Below are 21,147 nucleotides of genomic sequence, written 5' to 3'. Positions count from 1 at the left end.
CCGGCCGCTGGCCGGCAACCACGCATCGCACGAAGGTCATGAGGTTGCCGGCCAGCGGCCGGCACTCCCCTGGCTTTGCCCACCGAGGTCGAAACCCCGCCTGCAAGCGGGGTTTCGCATTTCAGGGTTAGTCTGTGCGGCCTCTTCCCTGGAATCGTCCGTCGATGCGCCGCCGTTCCCTTGCCCTTGCCTTGTCCCTGCTGCTGCCGGCCAGCGCCTTCGCCCAGGCCCAGCCGCAGGCCGCACCGGCCCCGGCGGCGCCTGCCGCGCGCAACAACGCGACTGTGGTCCTGACCGCCGCCCCGGCCGACTGGCGTGCGTTGGACGGCCAGCGGGTGCGCATCGCCGCACCGCTGACCCTGGCCGGCACCGATGGCCTGGAACGTTTCGGCCAGCTCACCGTGGCCTTCGACGGACGGCTCTGGCAGCCGACCGAAGTGGCCGCGCCGGGTACCGCCGGCTACGAGCAGGTGATGGCCGACAACCAGCGTCGCCGCCTGCTGCTGGACGATGGCAGCGACGCCCGCGACCCGGCCGCTGTGGCGTACCTGCCTGGCAACCCGGTGCTGCGTACCGGCATGCAGCTGCGCAACGTCGAAGGCATCGTGCGGGTGGATGCGCAGGGTCGACCCAGCCTGCAGGTCGACGGCGTGTTGAAGCTGCCGGAACTGAAGCGCCCGGCGGTGCCGACGGTGCCGGGCAGCCTGCACGTGGCCGCCTTCAACCTGGAGAATTTCTTCAACGGTGACGGCCAGGGCGGTGGCTTCCCGACCCTGCGCGGTGCGCGCACGCTGGACGAGCACAAGGCACAGGTGGCCAAGCTGGTCACCACGGTCAACGCGCTCGGTGCCGATGTCGCGGCGCTGATGGAGCTGGAGAACGACGGTTACGGTCCGCAGTCGGCCATCGCCGAACTGGTCGACGCGCTCAACCGCGACCGCGGTGCGCAGGGCGACTGGCGTTTCGTCGATGCCGGCAATGGCCCCGGCGACAATCCGATCCGGGTCGGCATCATCTACCGCAGCACGCGCCTGCAGCCGGTTGGAAAGCCCGCCACGCTGACCGGCGGCCCGTTCGTCGAGCACAGCCGTGTGCCCTTGGCGCAGGCCTTCCAGGGCAAGCAAGGCGCGCCGTTCGTGGTGGTGGCCAACCACTTCAAGTCCAAGGGGTGCCGTGATGCCGCCGGCGCCGACGCCGACCAGAATGACAACCAGGGGTGCTGGAACGCCACCCGCGTGACCTCGGCGCAGCAGCTGCACGCCTGGCTGCTGGCCGACCCGACCGGTACCGGTGCCAGGGACGCGGTGCTGCTGGGCGACTTCAATGCCTACGCCATGGAAGATCCGATCCGCACCCTGCACGACCTGGGTTGGCAGGACGCGTTCAAGGTCGCCAAGGTCGAGCATCCCTACAGCTATGTCTACAACGGCTACACCGGCCGCCTCGACCACGCGCTGTTGAACCCGGGCATGGCCAAGCGCCTGCGCGGCGCCGCCGAATGGCACAGCAACGCCGACGAGCAGGACGCCAGCGGCTACCAGGGCCGCAACGTGCAGGGCCCGTGGCGCAGCTCCGACCACGACCCGCTGCTGCTGGGCTTCGACAGATAACGCCCAATGCCGGGGTCGGATCCCATTCCCACGGAATGGGCCTTGACCCCGGACGCACTCACCCCCAGGCGATCAACCCGATCGCCAGCACCGCCAGCGCCAGGCCGGCGCGGTTCCACTTCGTGGTGGCCTCGCCGAACGCGAACACACCCACCAGCGCACCCAGCACCACCACGCCGATGTTCATGCCGGCGAACACGGTGGCCGGGCTGTCCGGCATCGACTGGTGCGCGTGCACATAGAAAAGAATGTTGCCGCCGTTGAGCAGGCCCAGCAGGGCGCCCGCACCGAGGTTGCGCCAGGCCAGCCGGCTGCGGCCACTGACATGCCGCCACAGCTGCAGCGCCAGCATCAGCACGAAGGCCACGCTGAAGCTGGCCAGTACCGCCGCCATCGACGGCGTACCGGACAGCGCGACCTGCTTGAGCAGCACGTCCACCACCGCGAACCCGGCCCATACGCCCAGCAGCCATCCCCAGCCACCGGGCGAAGACGCCACCGCCGGGCCGCGTGGACGCAGGCTGATTGCCACCATCGCCAGCAGGCCCAGGCCGAGGCCGGCCAGCTTCCACGGCGTGGCGGTCTGGCCGAAGAACAGGAACGCGGCGGCCAATGACAACAGCAGCGACAAGCGTTGCGCCACATCGCTGCGGACGATGCCGGCCACCGCCACTGCGCGGCCCAGCACCAGGAAGATCGACGGCAGCACCACCGCCAGCGCCAGCAGCGAAAGCCACGGCGCGTGCGGCGCGCGCAGTGCATCCAGCGGCGGCCGCAGCACCACGGCCGTGAGCGCTGCCGCCACCAGATAGTTCCAGGTGACCATCTGCGCAACATCCAGCGCGCGGCGGTTGGCCAGCTTCAACAACACCGAAACCAGCACACTGCAGATCACGGCCAGGGACAGGTAGAGCATGGGTCGGGCACAGGGCAGGGGCGGGGGACGGTATCATGGTGCCATGCACAAGCCCTCGTTCCCCGTCGCCCCCGGCGAAACCGCCTGCCTTGAACTGGACGGCCCGGCCGGCCCGCTGGAAGTGGTCGTCGACCTGCCCAAGGCCGATGTGCCGGTGCAGCCGATCGTGGCCATCGTCTGCCATCCGCTGTCCACCGAAGGTGGCACGCTGCACAACAAGGTGGTCACCATGACCGCCAACACCCTGCGCGAGCTGGGCATCACCACCGTGCGCTTCAACTTCCGCAGCGTCGGCGCCTCGGCTGGCGAGTTCGACCACGGCGTGGGCGAGCAGGACGACCTGAAGGCGGTCGCCGCCTGGGTGCGCAGCCAGCGTCCCGATGATCGCCTGTGGCTGGCCGGTTTCAGCTTCGGCGCGTTCGTGTCGCTGAAGGCGACCGCCGAGCTGCAGCCCGAAGCGCTGATCTCGATCGCGCCGCCGGCCGGTCGCTGGGACTTCGATGGCGTGGCACCGCCGGCGCGCTGGCTGGTGATCCAGGGCGAGCAGGACGAGATCGTCGACCCGCAGGCGGTCTACCAGTGGCTGGCGTCGCTGGATCTCCCGCACGAACTGGTGCGCATGCCCGAGACCAGCCATTTCTTCCACCGCAAGCTGATCGACCTGCGCGGCGCGCTGACCCACGGCGTCAAGCACTGGCTGGGTGCGGCGGCATGAGCGCAACCGAGCTGACCCCGTCGCAGCGGTACGCCGAAGGGGTCGCCCGTGGTGACTGGCAGAACGACCCGGCCCAGCACGCCGCGCTGGCCGAGCTGGACCGCATCCACCTGGGCCTGGTCGACAGCGCCGAAGACGGCTGGCTGGACCGGCTGTCCTCGTTCTGGAAGAAGCCCGAGCCGGTCAAGGGCCTGTACTTCTGGGGCGGTGTCGGCCGCGGCAAGACCTTCCTGGTCGACCTGTTCTACGACGGGCTGCCGATCAAGCAGAAGTACCGCACCCACTTCCACCGCTTCATGCGCAGCGTCCACGAGCGCCTGCGCGAGCACCAGGGCCAGAGCGATCCGCTGGCGAAGATCGCCCAGGAATGGCGCAGCAACCTGCGCGTGCTGGTGCTGGACGAGTTCTTCGTCACCGACATCGGCGATGCCATGCTGCTGGCGCGGTTGCTGGAACGCCTGTTTGCCGAGGGCGTGACCCTGGTCACCACCTCCAACACGGCGGTGGAGAACCTGTACCTCAACGGCCTGCAGCGCGAGAGTTTCCTGCCGGCCATCAGCCTGCTGCAGCGCTTCTGCGTGGAGCTGTACGCCGAGGGCACCGAGGATTACCGGATGCGCGCGCTGACCCGTTCGCCGGTGTACCGCGCGCCGCTGGCGGCCGACAGCGACGACTGGCTGGCCACGCGCTGGAACGAACTGAGTGGCGGGCAGCCGGCCAAGCCCGGCAACATCGAGATCGAGGGCCGCAAGATCCCGGTGCGCGGCCGCGGCAAGAGCATCGCCTGGTTCGATTTCGCTGCACTCTGCGAAGGCCCGCGCGGACCGTCGGACTACATCGAGATCGCGCACGAGTTCAACACGGTGCTCCTGGGCGGCATCCCCGCCTTTGATCGCCTGAACGAAGATGCGGCGCGGCGCTTCGTCAACCTGATCGACGAGCTGTACGACCGCCACGTCAACCTGGTCTGCACCGCCAGCACTTCGCCGATCGAGCTGTATACCGGCACCCGCCTGCAGGGCGCGTTCGAGCGCACTGCCTCGCGCCTGATCGAGATGCAGAGCGCCGAATACCTGGGCACCCCGCACCGGGCGTGAGGGTGGTTTCCGGGTGGATGCGTTGCCGGCCAGCGGCCGGCACGACCACGGCAGGCGCCTACCGGGTCGGCGCCACGGTGTTGCCACGCGGCCGTTCGTCCGGCCCGGCCGATACATGCAGGCCAGAGCCGTTGCCGTGTTCCACCCGCACGCTTTCGCCGCGCTCCAGCAGCCGCAGCGGCTGTCCCTGGTAGCGCAGCTCCAGCGCGTCGTGGGCCGCTGCCAGCGACTGCACCAGCGGGCACAGCGCCATCGCCTTGGCCTCCAGCTGCTGGCTGCGCGCTTCCATGCGGCGGTCGACTTCCGCGTCCAGGCGGTCGGCACGGCGCTCCATGGCGCCGGCGCGGCCGGTGAACACCTGCCACAGCACGCTGCGGGTCATCGACGTAGCCATGCTTTCGGCCATCTGCTCGATATGCGCGTCGAAACCATCGCCGAAGCTGTCCTGTTCCCAGTAGCCGCGGCCGAGGCTGGCATCGATCCAGGCCTGCATTTCGCCGCGCAGTGCACGCATCTGCCGGTTGCGGGACTTGCCGGTGATGGCTTCGAAGGCGGCGTCCAGCGCATCGAAGGTGACCCCGGAGACTTCGTGGGCCAGCGCGGTAGCGGCCGGCATCAGCTGGCGGGCGCCGGCCTCCATCTGCCGCAGGCGCGCGGCATCGGCGGCACTGACCGTCACCATCGTGCCGTCCAGGCTCAGTTCGCCATCGTGGAACACCACCTCGTGCGGGGCCTGCGGGCCATGCCGCAGCCAGATGCCGCCGCTGTCCACCAGCACGTCGTAGTCGGTATGGATGCCGCACTGGTCTGAACGCAGGTCCGGCCCCTCGGCGGCCAGCGCCGGGGGGATGAACAGCGCGGCCAGCAGGGCCAGGGCGTTCAAGCGCAGGTGCATCGGACCGTCCTTTTCCGGAAGCGAGCGACCAGCATCCGCTGCCAGCGCGCGGGCGTCACCGGCCGGAAGTCATCCGTCCACCGCATTCCCACCGGCTGCCCACCACCTATCCACAGGGTTGTCCCTAGCCAGCTTCATCACTGTCATGTGAAGCTGTCATTGTTCCGTTTCCGCGCGGCGTTGTACCACCGCGATGACGCGTTTCGGGCTTGACTGCGCAGCCCGATCCGGCAGGTCTGAAGCGTCCCGATGAGGCGCCGATGGCACGATCCTTGCGGCGCAAGGGATTGCCGAATTTCACTACATTTGGCGTTGACGGCCCCCACTACCCCCACTATCTTGTGGCCGTCGGTCGCAGCAACCCCAATTCCAGGGGGTGGCAGCAGCACCCATCCGCGATCGTCAACGGCAGTGGCAGGCGCAGGGTCTCATCCCCTGCGACGCCGTCCTGCCATCCTGGGCTGTCAGGTCCCGGGCTGCGTCACCCGATGCATCGAGCACCCCCAATCACGCCAAGAGGACACACGCCGTGAGCACCGAATCCAGCGCCACCATCGAGAAGGAAAGCGAATTCCTGTTGACGTCGCCGCCGACGGCCAACGCGATGAGTGTGACCAAGCGCAATGGGACCACCGAACTGGTGGACCTGAACAAGATCGTGCGCGCGGTGCAGCGTTCCTCCGAAGGCCTGCACGCCGTCGATCCGATGCGCGTGGCCACCCGCACCATTTCCGGCCTGTACAACGGCGCCACCACCCGCGAGCTGGACGAACTGTCCATCCGCACCGCCGCCCTGCTGATCGGTGAAGAGCCCGAGTACGGCCGCCTGGCCGCGCGCCTGCTGGCCAACTACATCGCCAAGGAAGTCTCGGGCCAGGAAATCTACGCCTTCTCGCAGTCGGTCAGCCGTGGCCACGAAGTCGGCCTGATCAACGACCGCCTGCTGAACTTCGTGCAGACCAATGCACGCAAGCTCAACGACGCCATCGACGGCGCGCTGGACCTGAATTTCGATTACTTCGGCCTGCGCACCCTGTACGACCGCTACCTGCTGCGCCACCCGCACACCCGCAAGGTGATCGAGACCCCGCAGCAGTTCTTCCTGCGCATCGCCAGCGCGCTGAGCGAGGACGTGTCCGAGACCCTGGCGCTGTACAAGCGCATGGGCAACCTGGACTACCTGCCGTCCAGCCCGACGCTGTTCAACTCCGGCACCACCCACGAGCAGCTGTCCTCGTGCTTCCTGCTGGACTCGCCGCAGGACTCGCTGGAGTCGATCTATTCCAAGTACGGCGACATCGCCCAGCTGTCCAAGTTCTCCGGCGGCATCGGCGTCAGCTACACCCGCGTGCGTTCGCGTGGTTCGCTGATCAAGTCGACCAACGGCCACTCCAACGGCATCGTGCCGTGGCTGAAGACCATGGATTCGTCGGTGGCCGCGGTGAACCAGGGCGGCAAGCGCAAGGGCGCGGCTTGCGTCTACCTGGAAACCTGGCACGCCGACGTCGAGGACTTCCTCGAGCTGCGTGACAACACCGGTGACGAAGCCCGCCGTGCGCACAACCTGAACTTGGCCAACTGGGTGCCGGACCTGTTCATGAAGCGCGTCGAGGCCGACCAGGAATGGTCGCTGTTCGATCCGCGCGTGGTGCCGGAGTTCACCGACCTGTTCGGCGAAGCCTTCGAAGCGGCCTACCTGCAGGCCGAAGCCCAGGGCAAGGCCAACCGCACCATCTCCGCGCGCAAGCTGTACGCCCGCATGATGCGTACGCTGGCCGAGACCGGCAACGGCTGGATGACCTTCAAGGACAAGTGCAACCGCGCCAGCAACCAGACCCTGCGTCCGGGCAACGTGATCCACCTGTCCAACCTGTGCACCGAAATCCTGGAAGTCACTTCCAACGATGAAACCGCCGTGTGCAACCTGGGTTCGATCAACCTGGGCAACCACTTCGACGAGCACAACGAGTTCGACTTCGAGAAGCTGGCCGAGACCGTGCGCCTGGCCGTGCGCCAGCTCGACCGCGTCATCGACCTGAACTTCTACCCGATCGAAACCGCCCGCCGCGCCAACCTGCGCTGGCGTCCGGTCGGCCTGGGCTGCATGGGCCTGCAGGACGTGTTCTTCCGCAAGCGCCTGCCGTTCGACAGCGCCGAAGCCCGCGCCCTGTCGAAGAAGATCGCCGAAGCGATCTACTTCCACGCGCTGGAAACCTCCTGCGAGCTGGCCCAGGAACGTGGCAAGCACCCGTCGTTCAACGACACCCGTGCCGCCAGCGGCGAACTGCAGTTCGACGCCTGGAACGTGGTGCCGGAAGACACCGCACGCTGGGATGCCCTGCGCGCCCGCATCAAGGAACACGGCCTGCGCAACTCGCTGATGATCGCGATCGCGCCGACCGCGACCATCGCCTCGATCGCCGGCTGCTACGAGTGCGTCGAGCCGCAGGTGTCCAACCTGTTCAAGCGCGAGACCCTGTCCGGTGACTTCCTGCAGGTCAACCGCTACCTGGTGAACGAGCTGAAGAAGCTGGGCCTGTGGACCGCCGACATGCGCGATGCCATCAAGCTGGCCGAAGGCTCCATCGCCGGCGTGGCACAGATTCCGGAAACGCTGCGCGAGGTCTACCGCACCGCGTGGGAACTGCCGATGCGTTCGCTGATCGACATGGCCGCCGAGCGTGGCGCCTTCATCGACCAGTCGGCCTCGCTCAACCTGTTCATGGAAAGCCCGAACATCGGCGCGATGTCCTCCATGTACATGTACGCCTGGAAGCAGGGCATCAAGACCACCTACTACCTGCGTTCGCGCCCGGCCACCAAGATCGCCAAGACCACGGTGAGCGCCGCGGCCCCGGCCAAGGTGTTCAGCCCGGACGAAGCCATCGCCTGCTCGCTGGAAAACCCGGAAGCCTGCGAAGCCTGCCAGTAAGCCGCGCAGCCGCGCGGTGGGCTGACCCCGCGCGGTGGGTGCCGACCGTTGGTCGGCACTGCTGCCTGACTACGGAAACACCAAGGTAGCGCCGGGCCACGCCCGGCGTTTTGACCCGAGAAGACAAGGAAACACCCATGGCCGACAAGCCCAAGCAGATGCTGCTCGATCCCGGTTTTGAACTGACCCTGCGCCCGATGCGCTACCCGCAGTTCTATGACATGTACCGGAACGCGATCAAGAACACCTGGACGGTGGAAGAGATCAACTTCCAGATCGACATCACCGACCTGCACAGCAAGATGTCGCCGGGTGAGCGCCACCTGATCCACCGCCTGGTCGCGTTCTTCGCCACCGGCGATTCGATCGTGTCCAACAACCTGGTGCTGAACCTGTACCAGCACTTGAACGCGCCGGAAGCGCGCATGTACCTGTCGCGCCAGCTGTATGAAGAAGCGCTGCACGTGCAGTTCTACCTGACCCTGCTCGACAACTACCTGCCGGATCCGGAAGAGCGCGTCAAAGCCTTCGCCGCGGTGGAGAACATCGACTCGATCAAGAAGAAGGCCGACTTCTGCTTCAAGTGGATCGACTCGATCCAGGACCTGAAGCGCATCGAGACCCGTGCCGAGCGCCGCCAGTTCCTGCTCAACCAGATCTGCTTCGCTGCGTGCATCGAAGGCCTGTTCTTCTTCGCCGCGTTCGCCTACGTGTACTACTTCCGTTCGCGCGGCCTGCTGCCGGGCCTGGCCTCGGGCACCAACTGGGTGTTCCGCGACGAAAGCGCGCACATGGAGTTCGCGTTCGAGTCGGTGCGCGTGGTGCGCGAGGAAGAGCCGGACCTGTTCGACGATGAAATGAAGCAGCAGGTCTACGACATGCTGGCCGAAGCCATCGAATGCGAAGTGCAGTTCGCCGAGGACGTGCTGTCCGGCGGCGTGGCCGGCATTTCGACCCGCGACATGCGCCAGTACCTGCAGCACTGCGCCGACCAGCACTTCGCCAAGCTGGGCATGGAAAAGAAGTACAACGTGCGCAACCCGCTGCCGTTCATGGAACTGCAGGACGTGCAGGAGCTGACCAACTTCTTCGAACGCCGCGTCTCGGCCTACCAGGTCGGCGTGCAGGGCGAAGTCGCCTTCGACATGAACTTCTGATCGAAGCGGTCAGGCCTGTCGCAACGCAGAACCCCGGCCATTGCCGGGGTTTTTCGTTGCGCATCACTGCTGGCGAAGCGCCACGGCGATCAGGAAGATGGGCTATTCTCGCTGGGCTCCAACCGCGGCGGCGCGTCGAACCCACGCCGGGCTGGAGAAGAACAGGGGATGCCACTGCAGGTATGAAGCGCGGGCAATGCCAGCGCGTCGCTCCCGTACGCGCATTCCTGCCATGGTGGCGGAAGCAATTGGACCCTGGAGGTCGCAATGGATACTGCAGTGCCTGCAACAGCAACCCGCAAGACAGTGCTTCGCGGATGGATGGGAGGGCTGCTCGCCGTCCTGGTCGCCTATCCCTCCCTTGCCTATGGCACCAACTGCGATTCCAAGGTGACCAACGTTTCCATCGATGCCAGCGGCAAGGTGTTCGTGGCGACCACCCTCTCGCCCATCCACGCGGTCTGCAACATCATCAGCAAGGGCGACTTCAGCATGCCACCCGAGGTCTGCAAGGCAACCTACGCCATGCTGATCAGCGCGAAGGCCTCAGCCCTTCCCATCCGCCTGTACTACACCGGCGTGCCGCAATGCGGCGATATCAGCGCTTGGTCGGCGCAACCGACCTTCTATCACGCTGAATTGTTCTGAGTGCGAGGCTGGGCGTGTCGCTGGACGTGCATGCCGCGTTCAGCGCCGCCCCTCCACCGCCATGCGCAACGCCAGCCCGGCCAGTACCGTGCCCATCAACCAGCGCTGCACCGCCTGCCAGGTCGGGCGCGCGGCCAGGAAGCCGGCGATGCTGCCGGCCATCACCGCGATCACCGCGTTGACGCTCACGCTCACCGCAATCTGGGTGAAGCCCAGCACCAGCGACTGCGCCAGCACGCTGCCGTGGCCTTCCGGATGCAGGAACTGCGGCAGCAGGGACAGGTACATCACCGCGATCTTCGGGTTCAGCAGGTTGGTCAGAAAGCCCATCGCGAACAGCCGGCGTGGACCGTCCGGCGGCAGGTCGCGCACCGCGAACGGCGAGCGGCCGCCCGGCTTGAGCGCCTGCCAGGCCAGGTACAGCAGGTACAGTGCGCCACCGATGCGCAACGCGTCATAGGCCAGCGGCACGGTCATCAGCAGGGCGGTGATGCCCAGCGCCGCGCACAGCATGTAGAACACAAAGCCCAGTGCCACCCCACCCAGCGAGATCAGGCCAGCGCGGCGGCCCTGGCAGATCGAGCGCGAGACCAAGTAGATCATGTTCGGCCCGGGCGTGAGCACCATGCCCAGCGAAATGAGGGCAAAGGCCAGCAGGTCGGAGGTCGCGGGCATGGGCGGTCCTGGCAGGGGGCGTGGCGCAGTGTAGCGCCGCCTGCACGGGGCCTGGCTTAAAATCGCGGCACCCCACAGCGAAGCACCGCCATGACCCCGATCCCCGAGACCGTGCCGCCCACCGAAGTGCGCATGGCCGAAATCGTCTTCCCGAACCACACCAACCATCTGGGCACCCTGTTCGGTGGCCAGGCGCTGGCGTGGATGGACAAGGCCGCCTTCCTGGCCGCCGCCCGCTACTCGCGCCGCACCGTGGTGACCGCGCGCAGCGACCAGGTCGACTTCAAGCTGCCGATCCGCATCGGCCAGATGGTGGAGACCATCGGCCGCATCGTCGAAGTCGGCCGCAGCTCGATGAAGGTCGAGGTGGAACTGGTGGCCGAAGACCTGCACAGCGGCGAGCGCAAGCTGTGCACGCGCGGCCACTTCGTGATGATCGCGCTGGACGAGGAAGGCCACCCGATCGCGGTGCCGCCGCTGCCGGCAGCCTGACCCGCCGGCTGAACCGGCGCTTGCGGGGGCGCGGGTGCGCCCCCATCTGGCAGCCATGAGCCCGCCGCTGACCGATTTCATCGACCGCGCCCAGCGCCTGTTCGTGCTGACCGGCGCCGGTTGCAGCACCGCCTCGGGCATTCCCGATTACCGCGATAGCGACGGCCAGTGGAAGCGCACGCCGCCGGTGACCTATCAGGCCTTCATGGGCGAGGCGGCCACCCGCCAGCGCTACTGGGCACGCAGCCTGCTGGGCTGGCCACGCTTCGGCCTGGCCCGGCCCAATGGCACCCACCAGGCGCTGGCCGCGCTGGAAAGCCGCGGCAAGCTGCAGGTGCTGCTGACCCAGAACGTGGATGGCCTGCACCAGCGCGCCGGCAGCCAGAATGTGATCGACCTGCACGGCCGCCTGGATCTGGTGCGCTGCATGGGCTGCGAGCGCCGCAGCGCCCGCGAGGAGTTCCAGCAGCGGCTGCGGGATGCCAATCCGGGCTGGGACGCGCTGGAGGCCGGCATCGCGCCGGATGGCGACGCCGATCTGGAAACGGATTTCTCGGACTTCGTGGTGCCGGACTGCCCGCACTGTGGCGGCCTGCTGAAGCCGGACGTGGTGTTCTTCGGCGAAAACGTGCCGCGTGAGCGCGTGGCTGCCGTGCACGAGCACCTGCAGCAGGCCGACGCCGTGCTGGTGGTGGGCTCGTCGCTGATGGTCTATTCCGGCTTCCGCTTCGTACAGGCTGCGGCCAGGGCAGGGTTGCCGGTGGCGGCGCTGAACCGTGGCCGCACCCGCGCCGACGACCTGCTGCAGTTCAAGGACGAGCGCGATTGCGCCGAGGCGCTGGCGTCGGTTGTCGAACCGTCGGCCAGGTAGAGTCGACTGTCAGTCGACTATCGCGCGCAGCGCGGGCCTTTCGACGGCCGTTGGAAAAGCAGTCGACTGACAGTCGACTCTACCGACCACCCGCCCCCGCGAAACAGCGATCCATCCAGACGGTTGATTCGCAGGCCGTGCGGCGGTGCAATACGTCCCCCCATCCGCCTGTCCCCACGCATCCCCGTGACCCAGCTGTTTTCGCCGATCTCGTTCGGCCCCCTGACCCTGTCCAACCGCATCGTGATCGCGCCGATGTGCCAGTACTCCGCCGAAGATGGCCGCGCCAGCGACTGGCACGCCATGCACCTGGGCAACCTGGCGCAGTCCGGCGCCGGCCTGCTGATCCTGGAAGCCACCGCGGTCGAACCGCGCGGCCGCATCAGCTGGGCCGACCTGGGCCTGTGGGACGACGGTACCGAAGCCGCGCTGGCGCAGGTGCTGACCAGCGTCCGCCGCTGGTCGCCGATGCCGCTGGGCATCCAGCTGGGCCATGCCGGCCGCAAGGCCTCGGTGAACCGTCCGTGGGACGGCGGTGGCCAGCTGCCGGCCGACGACGCGCGTGGCTGGGCCACCGTGGCGCCGTCGCCGCTGCCGTTCCATGCTGCCGATCCGGCACCGCAGGAACTGGACGAGGCCGGCATTGCCGAGGTCATCGCCGCATTTGCTGCCAGCGCGGTGCGCGCCGAGCGACTGGGCTTCGAGCTGATCGAGCTGCACGCCGCACACGGCTACCTGCTGCACCAGTTCCTGTCGCCACTGAGCAACCGCCGCACCGATGGCTACGGCGGCTCGCTGCCCAACCGCCTGCGCCTGCTGGTGGAAGTATTCGACGCGGTGCGTGCGGCAGTGTCGGACAAGGTCGCCGTAGGCGTGCGCCTCTCCGCCAGCGACTGGGTCGACGGCGGCTGGGACCTGGTGCAGAGCGAGGCGCTGGCCCAGGTGCTGGACGCGCGTGGCTGCAACTTCCTGCACGTCTCCAGCGGCGGCCTCGACGAACGCCAGAAGATCACCGTCGGCCCGGGCTACCAGGTGCCGTTCGCAGCCGCAATCAAGGCCAAGGTGCGCATGCCGGTCATCGCGGTGGGCATGATCACCGAACCGGAGCAGGCCGAGTCGATCCTGCGCCATCGCCACGCAGACGCGGTGGCCCTGGCGCGCGGCATCCTGTACGACCCGCGTTGGCCGTGGCACGCCGCCGCCGCGCTGCGCGAGAGTGTGGAACCGGCGCCGCAGTACCTGCGCTGCGAGCCGCGTGATGCGCGCGGCGTATTCAAGGCACGCTGACGTTCACACCCGCCATGCCGGCGCCATGCCGGCCTGCAGGTGCTCGAACAGCGCGCGGATCTTGGCGGTGAAGTCGCGGCGGTCGCTGACGCAGAAATAGACCTCCATCGGTTCCGGCCGCCACGCGGTGTCGGCGCCGAACACCGCCTGCAGGCGGCCGTCGCGCAGATACGGCTCGGCCACGAACGCGGCCAAGCGGGTGATGCCTGCGCCTGCGGCTGCCAGCATTGCCAGCGCATCGATGTCATCGCAGACCATGCTCGGTGGCAGCACCGCATCCACGCGCTGGCCGTCGTTCCGCAGGCCCCAGCGCAGCGGCCGGCCGTCGGTGGGGAAGCGGTGCAGCAGGCCGCGATGAGTGCCCAGTTCCGAGGGTTGCTGCGGGGTGCCGTGTGCCTTCAGGTAAGCCGGCGAGGCGCAGAACACGAACGGGATGCGTGCCAGCTGCCGCGCGACCACGCCATCTTCCAGCTGTGCACCGATGCGGATGCTGGCATCCACCGCTTCCGGTCCATGCTGCACGGCACGATCGCTCAGGCGCAGCTCCAGTTGCAGTTGTGGGTAGCGTTGCTGCAGCGAGGGCAGCAACGGCGCAAGCACGTGGCGGCCGAAGGCGCTGCTGCTGGCGATGCGCAGTGGCCCAGCCGGTTCGATATCACCGGCAGTGACCATCGCCTGCGCGCGCGCCAGGTCGGCTTCGATGTGGCGCACCTGTGCCAGGTACAGCGTACCGGCCTCGCTGAGCGCCAGCTGGCGCGTGCTTCGGTTCAGCAACCGTACGCCCAGATGCGCCTCCAGCCGGTTGATGTTCTGGCCGACGGCGGTGGCGCTGATGCCAAGCGTGCGGGCCGCAGCGGCAATGCTGCCGGTCTCTGCGGTACGGGTGAAGCTGCGGATCAGTTGCAACAGGTTCATGACCGACCAGCTTGCCATGCGGAAGCCCAAGTATCGCTTGGGACTGAACCAAGTCGTTCGGTTGCAACGGTGACCATCGATCCGCCGGGCCGGGCGCTGCCCTACACTCGGGCGATGCGCCCCGATTCCATCCTCACCCTGTCCTGCCCCGACCGCACCGGCATCGTCTACCGCGTGTCCGGCCTGTTGTTCGACCACGGCTGCAACATCCTCGACGCCCAGCAGTTCGGCGATGAGGAAAGCGGTCGCTTCTTCCTGCGCGTGCATTTCGACCGCGACGCCAGCCTGCCGCTGGACACCGTGCACGCCGCGATGGCCGCGTTGGCCGCCGACTACGGCATGGACTGGCAGCTGCACGATGGCCGTCGCCGCGCGCGCCTGCTGGTGCTGGTCAGCAAGCAGGGGCACTGCCTCAACGACCTGCTGTTCCGCGCCCACAGCGGGCAGTTGAAAGTGGATATCGCCGCGGTGGCGTCCAACCACGCCGATTTTGCGCCGTTGGCGGCGTCCTACCAGGTGCCGTTCCACCACCTGCCGGTGAACGCGGACACGCGCGCCGTGCAGGAACAGCAGATCATCGACCTGGTCGAGCGCGAGCGCATCGACCTGGTGGTGCTGGCGCGCTACATGCAGATCCTCTCACCCACGCTGTGCCGCGCCCTGGCCGGCCGCGCGATCAACATCCACCACAGCTTCCTGCCCAGCTTCAAGGGTGCGCAGCCGTACCACCAGGCGCACGCGCGCGGGGTCAAGATCATCGGCGCCACCGCGCACTACGTCACCGAGGATCTGGACGAAGGCCCGATCATCGAGCAGGACGTCGCGCGCGTGGACCATGCCATGGCGCCGCGCGAGCTGGTGCGGCTGGGCAGTGATACCGAATCGCTGGTATTGGCGCGTGCCGTACGCCGGCATGTCGAGCACCGCATCCTGCTCAACGGGCACCGCACGGTCGTGTTCCGCTAGGGTCGGGTCGCATCTGCCGTTGCGTGCCCGATCACCTTCTTTTCCCGGATCCTGTCCGCAGGCCTGGGGCAGGTGGAACGGACACCGTCGATATGTTCCAGAAGGCCCTGGGAGATCGGCGACCACATCGGATCCAGGATGAAGTCAACGCCTTCGCGTCGAGCGAGTTTGGCAGCGGGGATGAAGTCGGCATCACCGGCTACCAGAACGATCTGACGGACTTGTCGTTTGAGAGAAAGTGAAGAGATATCCAGGCCGATGCGCATATCGACGCCCTTCTGCCTGACCTCTGGATGAAGCTCATCGGGCAGAAGCGTGGAGAACACGCGCTTGCCTTTCAGAAGTGCATCGAGCGTTCGGGAATCGATTGTCCACGAACTGGAGTCCGCGAGATGACCAAGGCGAAGTGCCACTTTTCGTTTCTGCTTCAGGGCCTCGTGCAGGCTGATTCTGAAGCGTGCCTCCGGTGAGCTTGCATAGTCGATGCAGGCACCCGAGATCGGGTTGTGCATCCGCTTTCGAAGCGGCGGGCAGTCGTAGAAGAAAATCCGGTAGAGATCCCGTCGCTCACACCCCGAGGAGGTCAGGTGCGCGAGGGCCCATCGATGCGCTACTTCTGCGGCACGTTCACCGTTGCTGGCGTTGTGAGGTTCAATCCGGCGGAATCGCTTAACGAAGTAACCGCCATCGATGAGGATCGCTGTTGGCATGCCTTTGCCCTTTCGATTCCATCCAGTAAAAAGCCCTCGGTTCGGCCGTCCCGCGATCTGTAGGGGGGCGTACTTGGAGGGCTGGATGGGTCCATTGTGTTGCCGTCCGCAAGGGCCTGCAAGCGGCAGAGGCGACATTCCCAGCATGGGTGTCCCACGCTCAACCACGCAGCATTCACCGACCGCCGGGCAGCCCGGCCGTTGTCGGTCAGACGACTGCGATCCCGGCCTTGCCCAGCGCCTCGCGCACCATCGCGTCGTTGGCCTCGGTCACCGGCCGGGTCAGGTCCCACAGGAACTTCACCTTGAAGCCGGACTTCACCGCGTCCTGCGCGCTCCACAGCACGCAGTAGTCGCGTGCCAGGCCGCACACGTGCACTTCGCGGATGCGGCGCTCGTGCAGCCAGCCGGCCAGGCCGGTCGGCGGTCGTTCGCCATCAGGGCCATGGTTCTCGCGGAAAGCGCTGTACGAATCCACCTGTTGGCGCGTGCCCTTGCGCAGGATGAGGTCGGCCACGGTCCAGTCCACGCCCGGGTGCAGCGCGGCGCCGTCGCTGCCCTGCACGCAATGGTCCGGCCACAGGGTCTGCGGTTGCGCGTGCAGCAGGATGGTCTCGAACGGGCGCTTGCCGGGATGCTGGCTGGCGAACGAGGCGTGGTCGGCCGGGTGCCAGTCCTGGGTGGCCACCACCGTGCGGTAGTGGCGCTGCGCCAGCAACGCGGCAATCGGCGTGACCAGTGCATCGCCCTGCTCGCAGGCCAGCGCGCCACCGGGCATGAAGTCCGGCTGCAGGTCGATCACCAGCAGGGCGACATCGGCGGGCAGGGCGGTCATGGCAGGTCCGGCACAACATGAGGGGCGACCAGCGTGGCCGCCCCATGCCCACACGTCAATCGCCCTGCGGCGTCTCAGCGTCCTGCCCGTAGTACAGCAGGCCGATCTTGATCCGCTCGCGGCCGTTCTCGCGGCGGTGGCGGTTGGCATCGCGCAGCGAGTACACGCAGCCGCAGTATTCCTGCTGGTAGAACTGCTCGCGCTTGCTGATCTCGATCATGCGGCTGGCACCGCCGCCCTTGCGCCAGTTGTAGTCCCAGTACTGCAGGCCTTCATAGCGCGAGGCGGCGCGGATGCCGCAGTCGTTGATCTGCGCCATGTTCTTCCAGCGCGAGATGCCCAGCGACGAACTGATGGTGTCGTAGCCATGTTCATGCGCGTACAGCGCGGTGCGCTCGAAACGCATGTCGAAGCACATCGTGCAGCGGATGCCGCGCTCGGGCTCGTTCTCCATGCCGCGCGCGCGGCTGAACCAGTTGTCGGTGTCGTAGTCGCAGTCGATGAAGGGAATGTCGTGCTGCTCGGCGAAGCGGATGTTCTCCTGCTTGCGCAGTTCGTATTCCTTCACCGGGTGGATGTTGGGGTTGTAGAAGAAGATCGCGTAGTCGATCCCGGAGGCGGTGATCGCCTCCATCACTTCGCCGGAGCAGGGCGCGCAGCACGAGTGCAGCAGCAGGCGCTTGCCGTCGGCCGGCAGGTTCAGGGTGGGGCGTTGGAGCTCGGTCATCGTCAGGTACCGCATGGACCGTCGGCAACGGCGGTGGCCCATGCATCAGCGCGTGGGAAGCAGATCTGGGCAGCTACCGTGAAAAGGACGCGCGCGGCCGCGTCGCCTGCAGGCGCAGGACAACGACGGCCCCGGCACCCTCCCCGCGGAGAGTCCAGGTCGAGTCAGGGGACGGTCGTGTCCCCCGGCCGGGGCCGGTCTTCGGGCTGATGGACACGGGCCGCAGCCCACCTACTCCCTGCCGCTTCCCAGGCGCAAGCCCAGTGCTGTTGGCAGGATTCGTTTCCATTCACCGCTGCGGGGCAGCTCCGGAATGGGCGCGTGAGGCACCTTCACCGGATTCCCGTTTAAATCCCTGCCATTGCCGGAGCGAGGGCAGGGATACCTTCGGCGTGTGCACGGTGGACCCGTTGGCCGCGATGGTCAAGGGCCCAGGACCATGCAGTGCTGTGGCCCACTTCTCAGGCTGTGAGAGCGCCTCTTGCCATACTGGACACCGACGGACGGGAGAGGGCGCGTGGCAGACAAGTACTGCGATCTGGTCATGAAGGGCGGCATCACCAGCGGCATCGTGTACCCCAATGCGGTACTGGCGCTGGCCCGCGACTATCGGTTCAAGAGCATTGGCGGCACTTCGGCCGGCGCCATCGCCGCCGCGGTGGCGGCCGCGGCGGCGTGTGGCGATCGCCGCCAGCAGGCGGGCGAACACCTGCCCGGCGACGCCGGTTATGGCGGGTTGTCGGCGGTGTCGGCCCAGCTGTCGCGTCGCGGCTTCATCTACAGCCTGTTCCAGCCAGCACGGGGGGCACGCGCGGCCTACCGGCTGCTGGTGGTGCTGACCGGCAATGCCGGCCTGCCACGCAAGCTTCTGTGCCTGGCCATTGCCGTGTTCGAGATCGCGCCGTTGGAGGTGCTAGTGTCGCTGGCCCTCTTGCTTGGCCTGGGCTGGTGGGGCGGCGGCTGGAGCGGCGTGGCCGCCACGTTGCTGCCGTCGCTGCTGTGTGCCTACGGAGCCGGCGTGGCCGGTGCCGCGCTGCGGGTGGCGCGGGTGGCGCGGCGCAACCTGCTGGGCCTGTGCAGCGGGCTCGGCCGCGACGTGCGCAAGCCGGCCCTCACCGAGTGGTTGCATGCCTGCCTGCAGCAGCTGTCGGGCAAGCCGCTGGATGCCCCGCTGACCTTCGCCGACCTGCACGACGCGCCGCGCTATGCCGGTGAGCCTGACAGCCCGCATGCAATCAGCCTGCAGATGATCACCACCTGTGTCTCGCACAACGAACCGCGCACCCTGCCGCTGGGGGGCGCGCAGTTCTGGTTCCTGCGCGAGGAGTTCGAGCAGCTGTTCCCGGCCAGCGTGGTGCAGTGGCTGGTACAGAAGGCCGGCCCGCCGCTGGAGGTGGAGGGGCGCCAGTACTACCACCTGCCGCAGGGCCCGCAGCTGCCGGTGCTGGTGGCCACGCGCATGAGCCTGAGTTTTCCGCTGCTGATCAGCGCGGTGCCGTTGCATGAGCCCTCGCGCCGCGAGCGCCGCTGCGAACCGACCGCCCCGGCGGCCGACCCGGAGCACAACGTGGCCGACAGCATGGAAGGGCTGACCAGTGCCGGGCAGGCCTGCGGCCCGGTGATCACCGCTTTCCGCATCTGCTGGTTCTCCGATGGCGGCATCAGCAGCAATTTCCCGATCCACCTGTTCGATGCGGCGTTGCCACGCTGGCCGACCTTCGCCATCAACCTGGTCTACCCGCAGCACGCCGAAGACGTGAGTCATGGCAGCAGCGGCCGCCAGGCGCTGGAGCACGCAGTGTTCCTGCCCACCGAGAACCGCCACGGCTGGCAGCGCACCTATCAGTCGATCGCCACGCCGCTGGCAGCGGCCGAACTGGGGCGCTTCCTGTTCGCGGTGGTGGCGACCATGCAGAACTGGCGCGACCTGCTGCAGGCGCGCGCGCCGGGTTACCGCGATCGCATCGTGCACGTCAGCCTGCAGGGCGACGAGGGTGGCATGAACCTGGACATGCCGCAGGAGGTGCTCACCCGCATCGCCGACAAGGGCAGCCTGGCCGGTGCACGGTTCTGTTCGTTCTCGTTCGACAACCACTACTGGATCCGCTGGCGCAACCTGGCTTCGGCGTACCAGCGCTACACGCTGGAAGTGGCGCGCACCGATGACCCGGCACAGCAGGTGCTGGCCTACCGCGCAGCCTATTCGATGGTCGCCAGTGGCCAGCCGGCACCGCCGTCGTACAAGCTGGGCTCGGAAGACAAGCGACTGGCCTCGCAGCAGTTGTGGGGGCTGATGGTCGAGCAGGGACGCAGCTGGGATGACCTTGGCCCCGACCTCACCGACGGCGCACCGCGACCGCTGCCGCAGATGAAGGTGACGCCGATCTACTGAGCCGATATCCAGGGGCGCCATGGGTATCCACGCATGGCGTGGAACTACAGTAGATCCACGCCATGCGTGGATGCTCCTGGCAGCTATCGCCACGCCTCCACCACCGCATCACCCCGCAACGGCGCATACAGCGGCAACGCCAGCTCCTGCGTCACCCAGCCCGGATTGAGCGCGCGCAGACCGGCCAGATACTCGCGGGCGAGCGCCGCATCTCCCTGGCGCATGGCCAGTCGTGCGGCACGCGCCCAGGTGCGGTCCCAGCCGTGCGCCAGTGACAATGCGGTGGCCAGCGCCGCACGCGCACCGGCGACATCGCCCTTTTCCCAGCGTTGCTCGGCACGGATGATCGCGTCGTTGGACAGGCGCATGTCGTACAGCTCGCGGAGCCTTGCCACGGCGCGCGGATTGGCATCCACGCGCAGATCGGTGTCCTGCCAATCACCGCCGGGCGTGCGCACCAGCAGTGCCGCCGACCACTGCCCGCTGCGCTGGCCACCGGCGGCCTGGCCGGCTTCCAGCGCCGCCAGCAGGCGCGCCGCCAGTGCACCGCGCGAGGCGGAGAAGCTGCGTTGCATGGCCGCCAGCACCTCGGGCCCGGCCAGGCCGTTGCCTTGCACGCTCAGCATGCCCTCGCCCTGCGCACCGGCCCAATCCGCCTGCTGCGCGGTGGCGCCGGTGTACTGCGCATTGCCGCCGCGCGCACTGACCAGGCCTACCTGACGCTCGGCGAGCGTGGTGCCATCGAAATCACCGTCTTCCTCCAGCAGCTGCTTGAGCACCTGCGCAGGCGTGCGGCCCTGGCCCAGCAGTGCCAGGCCCTTGGAGCCATAGGTCGGGTTGGTTTCGAACTGGCTGGCGACCGCCCCCACCTTGGCCTGCGCCCACGGCACGCCCACGCCGCCGACCGCCAGGTTGTGTGTGGCCACCGCCACCCCGCAGTCGCCGGCCGCGTTGCAGGCCACGATGGAAAAGGTTGCCCACGCTGGCGCCGCGACGGCAGCGAGCAGCAGGACCAGGCAAGTGCGCGGCAGGGACATGGCCATCTCCAAGGCGGGCATTGCAATGGGATGCAGCCTACGCACGAAAGGTTTAGTAGATCCACGCCATGCGTGGATGGAACCCCATCGAAATCGAATATTTCGAACATTCATCGAAGAACATCCACGCATGGCGTGGATCTACCGTGTCGACCAAGGTCGACACCCACCAGGGCAGTACCTCGTTCCGACAGATGGCATGAACCTGTCGAAGGCGGGGTGGTGTCAGGTTGCGGGGTGTCCGCGGCATGGATGCCGCGGCCAAGCCCC

The 21,147-nt window shown here is 67.5% G+C and carries 19 protein-coding genes and 1 riboswitch; of the genes, 11 read left to right on the top strand and 8 right to left on the bottom strand.

What is annotated here, in order from left to right:
• The first annotated feature begins 164 nt into the window (after positions 1 to 164).
• Positions 165 to 1,610 (top strand): ExeM/NucH family extracellular endonuclease, encoded by a 1,446-nt coding sequence (locus ACMZPQ_RS10015; protein WP_197581008.1) that lies wholly within the window; start codon positions 165 to 167, stop codon positions 1,608 to 1,610.
• Positions 1,611 to 1,668: 58 nt separating this feature from the next.
• On the opposite strand, the gene ACMZPQ_RS10010 is transcribed toward ACMZPQ_RS10015, so the two are convergent.
• Complete coding sequence (locus tag ACMZPQ_RS10010) at positions 1,669 to 2,526, bottom strand: EamA family transporter (RefSeq protein ID WP_197581007.1); 858 nt, start codon at positions 2,524 to 2,526, stop codon at positions 1,669 to 1,671.
• A gap of 43 nt (positions 2,527 to 2,569) precedes the next feature.
• Here ACMZPQ_RS10010 and ACMZPQ_RS10005 point away from each other — a divergent pair, with 43 nt between their 5' ends.
• Complete coding sequence (locus ACMZPQ_RS10005; RefSeq protein ID WP_197581006.1) at positions 2,570 to 3,241, top strand: CocE/NonD family hydrolase; 672 nt, start codon at positions 2,570 to 2,572, stop codon at positions 3,239 to 3,241.
• Positions 3,238 to 4,338, top strand: coding sequence for a cell division protein ZapE (gene zapE, locus ACMZPQ_RS10000; protein WP_197581005.1), 1,101 nt, complete (start codon positions 3,238 to 3,240; stop codon positions 4,336 to 4,338). The genes ACMZPQ_RS10005 and zapE overlap by 4 nt, the downstream gene beginning before the upstream one ends.
• Positions 4,339 to 4,396: 58 nt before the next feature.
• Here the strand turns inward: zapE and ACMZPQ_RS09995 are convergent, their stop codons facing one another.
• On the bottom strand, positions 4,397 to 5,233 hold the full coding sequence (locus ACMZPQ_RS09995; RefSeq protein ID WP_197581004.1) for a DUF2884 family protein: 837 nt from the start codon (positions 5,231 to 5,233) through the stop codon (positions 4,397 to 4,399).
• A 529-nt stretch (positions 5,234 to 5,762) separates the two neighbouring features.
• Here ACMZPQ_RS09995 and ACMZPQ_RS09990 point away from each other — a divergent pair.
• The 3 genes from ACMZPQ_RS09990 (at position 5,763) to ACMZPQ_RS09980 (ending at position 9,970) form a co-directional block, all read left to right on the top strand.
• Entirely contained in the window at positions 5,763 to 8,165 is a 2,403-nt protein-coding gene (locus tag ACMZPQ_RS09990; protein WP_164087818.1) for a ribonucleoside-diphosphate reductase subunit alpha, read from the top strand.
• A gap of 137 nt (positions 8,166 to 8,302) precedes the next feature.
• Positions 8,303 to 9,322: a ribonucleotide-diphosphate reductase subunit beta gene (locus ACMZPQ_RS09985; RefSeq protein ID WP_008264781.1), complete on the top strand. Its 1,020-nt coding sequence runs from the start codon at positions 8,303 to 8,305 to the stop codon at positions 9,320 to 9,322.
• Positions 9,323 to 9,589: 267 nt separating this feature from the next.
• The gene (locus ACMZPQ_RS09980; RefSeq protein ID WP_414485966.1) at positions 9,590 to 9,970 is read left to right on the top strand and encodes a hypothetical protein; all 381 of its coding nucleotides are present in this window, start codon (positions 9,590 to 9,592) and stop codon (positions 9,968 to 9,970) included.
• A gap of 39 nt (positions 9,971 to 10,009) precedes the next feature.
• Here ACMZPQ_RS09980 and ACMZPQ_RS09975 read toward each other — a convergent pair whose 3' ends face one another.
• Positions 10,010 to 10,645, bottom strand: a complete 636-nt coding sequence (locus ACMZPQ_RS09975) for a LysE family transporter (RefSeq protein WP_197581002.1) — start codon at positions 10,643 to 10,645, stop codon at positions 10,010 to 10,012.
• Positions 10,646 to 10,735: 90 nt separating this feature from the next.
• On the opposite strand from ACMZPQ_RS09975, the gene ACMZPQ_RS09970 reads away from it, so the two are divergent.
• The 3 genes from ACMZPQ_RS09970 (at position 10,736) to ACMZPQ_RS09960 (ending at position 13,295) form a co-directional block, all read left to right on the top strand.
• A complete protein-coding gene (locus ACMZPQ_RS09970; RefSeq protein WP_004153688.1) occupies positions 10,736 to 11,137 on the top strand; it encodes an acyl-CoA thioesterase in 402 nt (133 codons plus the stop codon).
• A 55-nt stretch (positions 11,138 to 11,192) separates the two neighbouring features.
• On the top strand, positions 11,193 to 12,008 hold the full coding sequence (locus ACMZPQ_RS09965) for an NAD-dependent protein deacetylase (protein ID WP_197581001.1): 816 nt from the start codon (positions 11,193 to 11,195) through the stop codon (positions 12,006 to 12,008).
• 186 nt (positions 12,009 to 12,194) lie between these two features.
• Positions 12,195 to 13,295 (top strand): NADH:flavin oxidoreductase/NADH oxidase, encoded by a 1,101-nt coding sequence (locus ACMZPQ_RS09960; RefSeq protein ID WP_197581000.1) that lies wholly within the window; start codon positions 12,195 to 12,197, stop codon positions 13,293 to 13,295.
• 3 nt (positions 13,296 to 13,298) lie between these two features.
• On the opposite strand, the gene ACMZPQ_RS09955 is transcribed toward ACMZPQ_RS09960, so the two are convergent.
• On the bottom strand, positions 13,299 to 14,210 hold the full coding sequence (locus ACMZPQ_RS09955) for a LysR substrate-binding domain-containing protein (RefSeq protein ID WP_197580999.1): 912 nt from the start codon (positions 14,208 to 14,210) through the stop codon (positions 13,299 to 13,301).
• A gap of 114 nt (positions 14,211 to 14,324) precedes the next feature.
• On the opposite strand from ACMZPQ_RS09955, the gene purU reads away from it, so the two are divergent.
• A complete protein-coding gene (gene purU / locus ACMZPQ_RS09950; protein WP_008265630.1) occupies positions 14,325 to 15,176 on the top strand; it encodes a formyltetrahydrofolate deformylase in 852 nt (283 codons plus the stop codon).
• Here the strand turns inward: purU and ACMZPQ_RS09945 are convergent.
• The 3 genes from ACMZPQ_RS09945 to ACMZPQ_RS09935 all read right to left on the bottom strand — a co-directional run bounded on the left by ACMZPQ_RS09945 (position 15,173) and on the right by ACMZPQ_RS09935 (position 17,463).
• Positions 15,173 to 15,886, bottom strand: a complete 714-nt coding sequence (locus ACMZPQ_RS09945; RefSeq protein WP_197580998.1) for an NYN domain-containing protein — start codon at positions 15,884 to 15,886, stop codon at positions 15,173 to 15,175. The genes purU and ACMZPQ_RS09945 overlap by 4 nt on opposite strands.
• Before the next feature lie 208 nt (positions 15,887 to 16,094).
• The gene (pncA, locus tag ACMZPQ_RS09940; protein WP_197580997.1) at positions 16,095 to 16,721 is read right to left on the bottom strand and encodes a bifunctional nicotinamidase/pyrazinamidase; all 627 of its coding nucleotides are present in this window, start codon (positions 16,719 to 16,721) and stop codon (positions 16,095 to 16,097) included.
• Positions 16,722 to 16,776: 55 nt separating this feature from the next.
• Positions 16,777 to 17,463 carry an epoxyqueuosine reductase QueH gene (locus tag ACMZPQ_RS09935; protein ID WP_414485963.1) on the bottom strand — a complete coding sequence of 229 codons (687 nt, stop codon included), beginning with the start codon at positions 17,461 to 17,463 and terminating at the stop codon, positions 16,777 to 16,779.
• Positions 17,464 to 17,623: 160 nt separating this feature from the next.
• Positions 17,624 to 17,852: riboswitch (cobalamin riboswitch) on the bottom strand.
• A 113-nt stretch (positions 17,853 to 17,965) separates the two neighbouring features.
• Here ACMZPQ_RS09935 and ACMZPQ_RS09930 point away from each other — a divergent pair.
• Entirely contained in the window at positions 17,966 to 19,840 is a 1,875-nt protein-coding gene (locus tag ACMZPQ_RS09930) for a patatin-like phospholipase family protein (RefSeq protein ID WP_414485962.1), read from the top strand.
• Positions 19,841 to 19,923: 83 nt separating this feature from the next.
• Here ACMZPQ_RS09930 and ACMZPQ_RS09925 read toward each other — a convergent pair whose 3' ends face one another.
• A complete protein-coding gene (locus ACMZPQ_RS09925) occupies positions 19,924 to 20,877 on the bottom strand; it encodes a DUF1028 domain-containing protein (protein ID WP_197580995.1) in 954 nt (317 codons plus the stop codon).
• Positions 20,878 to 21,147 lie beyond the last annotated feature (270 nt).

Source organism: Stenotrophomonas maltophilia (genome assembly GCF_047497515.2).
Lineage (GTDB): Bacteria > Pseudomonadota > Gammaproteobacteria > Xanthomonadales > Xanthomonadaceae > Stenotrophomonas.
Note: the sequence above shows the minus strand (reverse complement) of the source record. Positions and strands in the feature narration are given on the sequence as shown.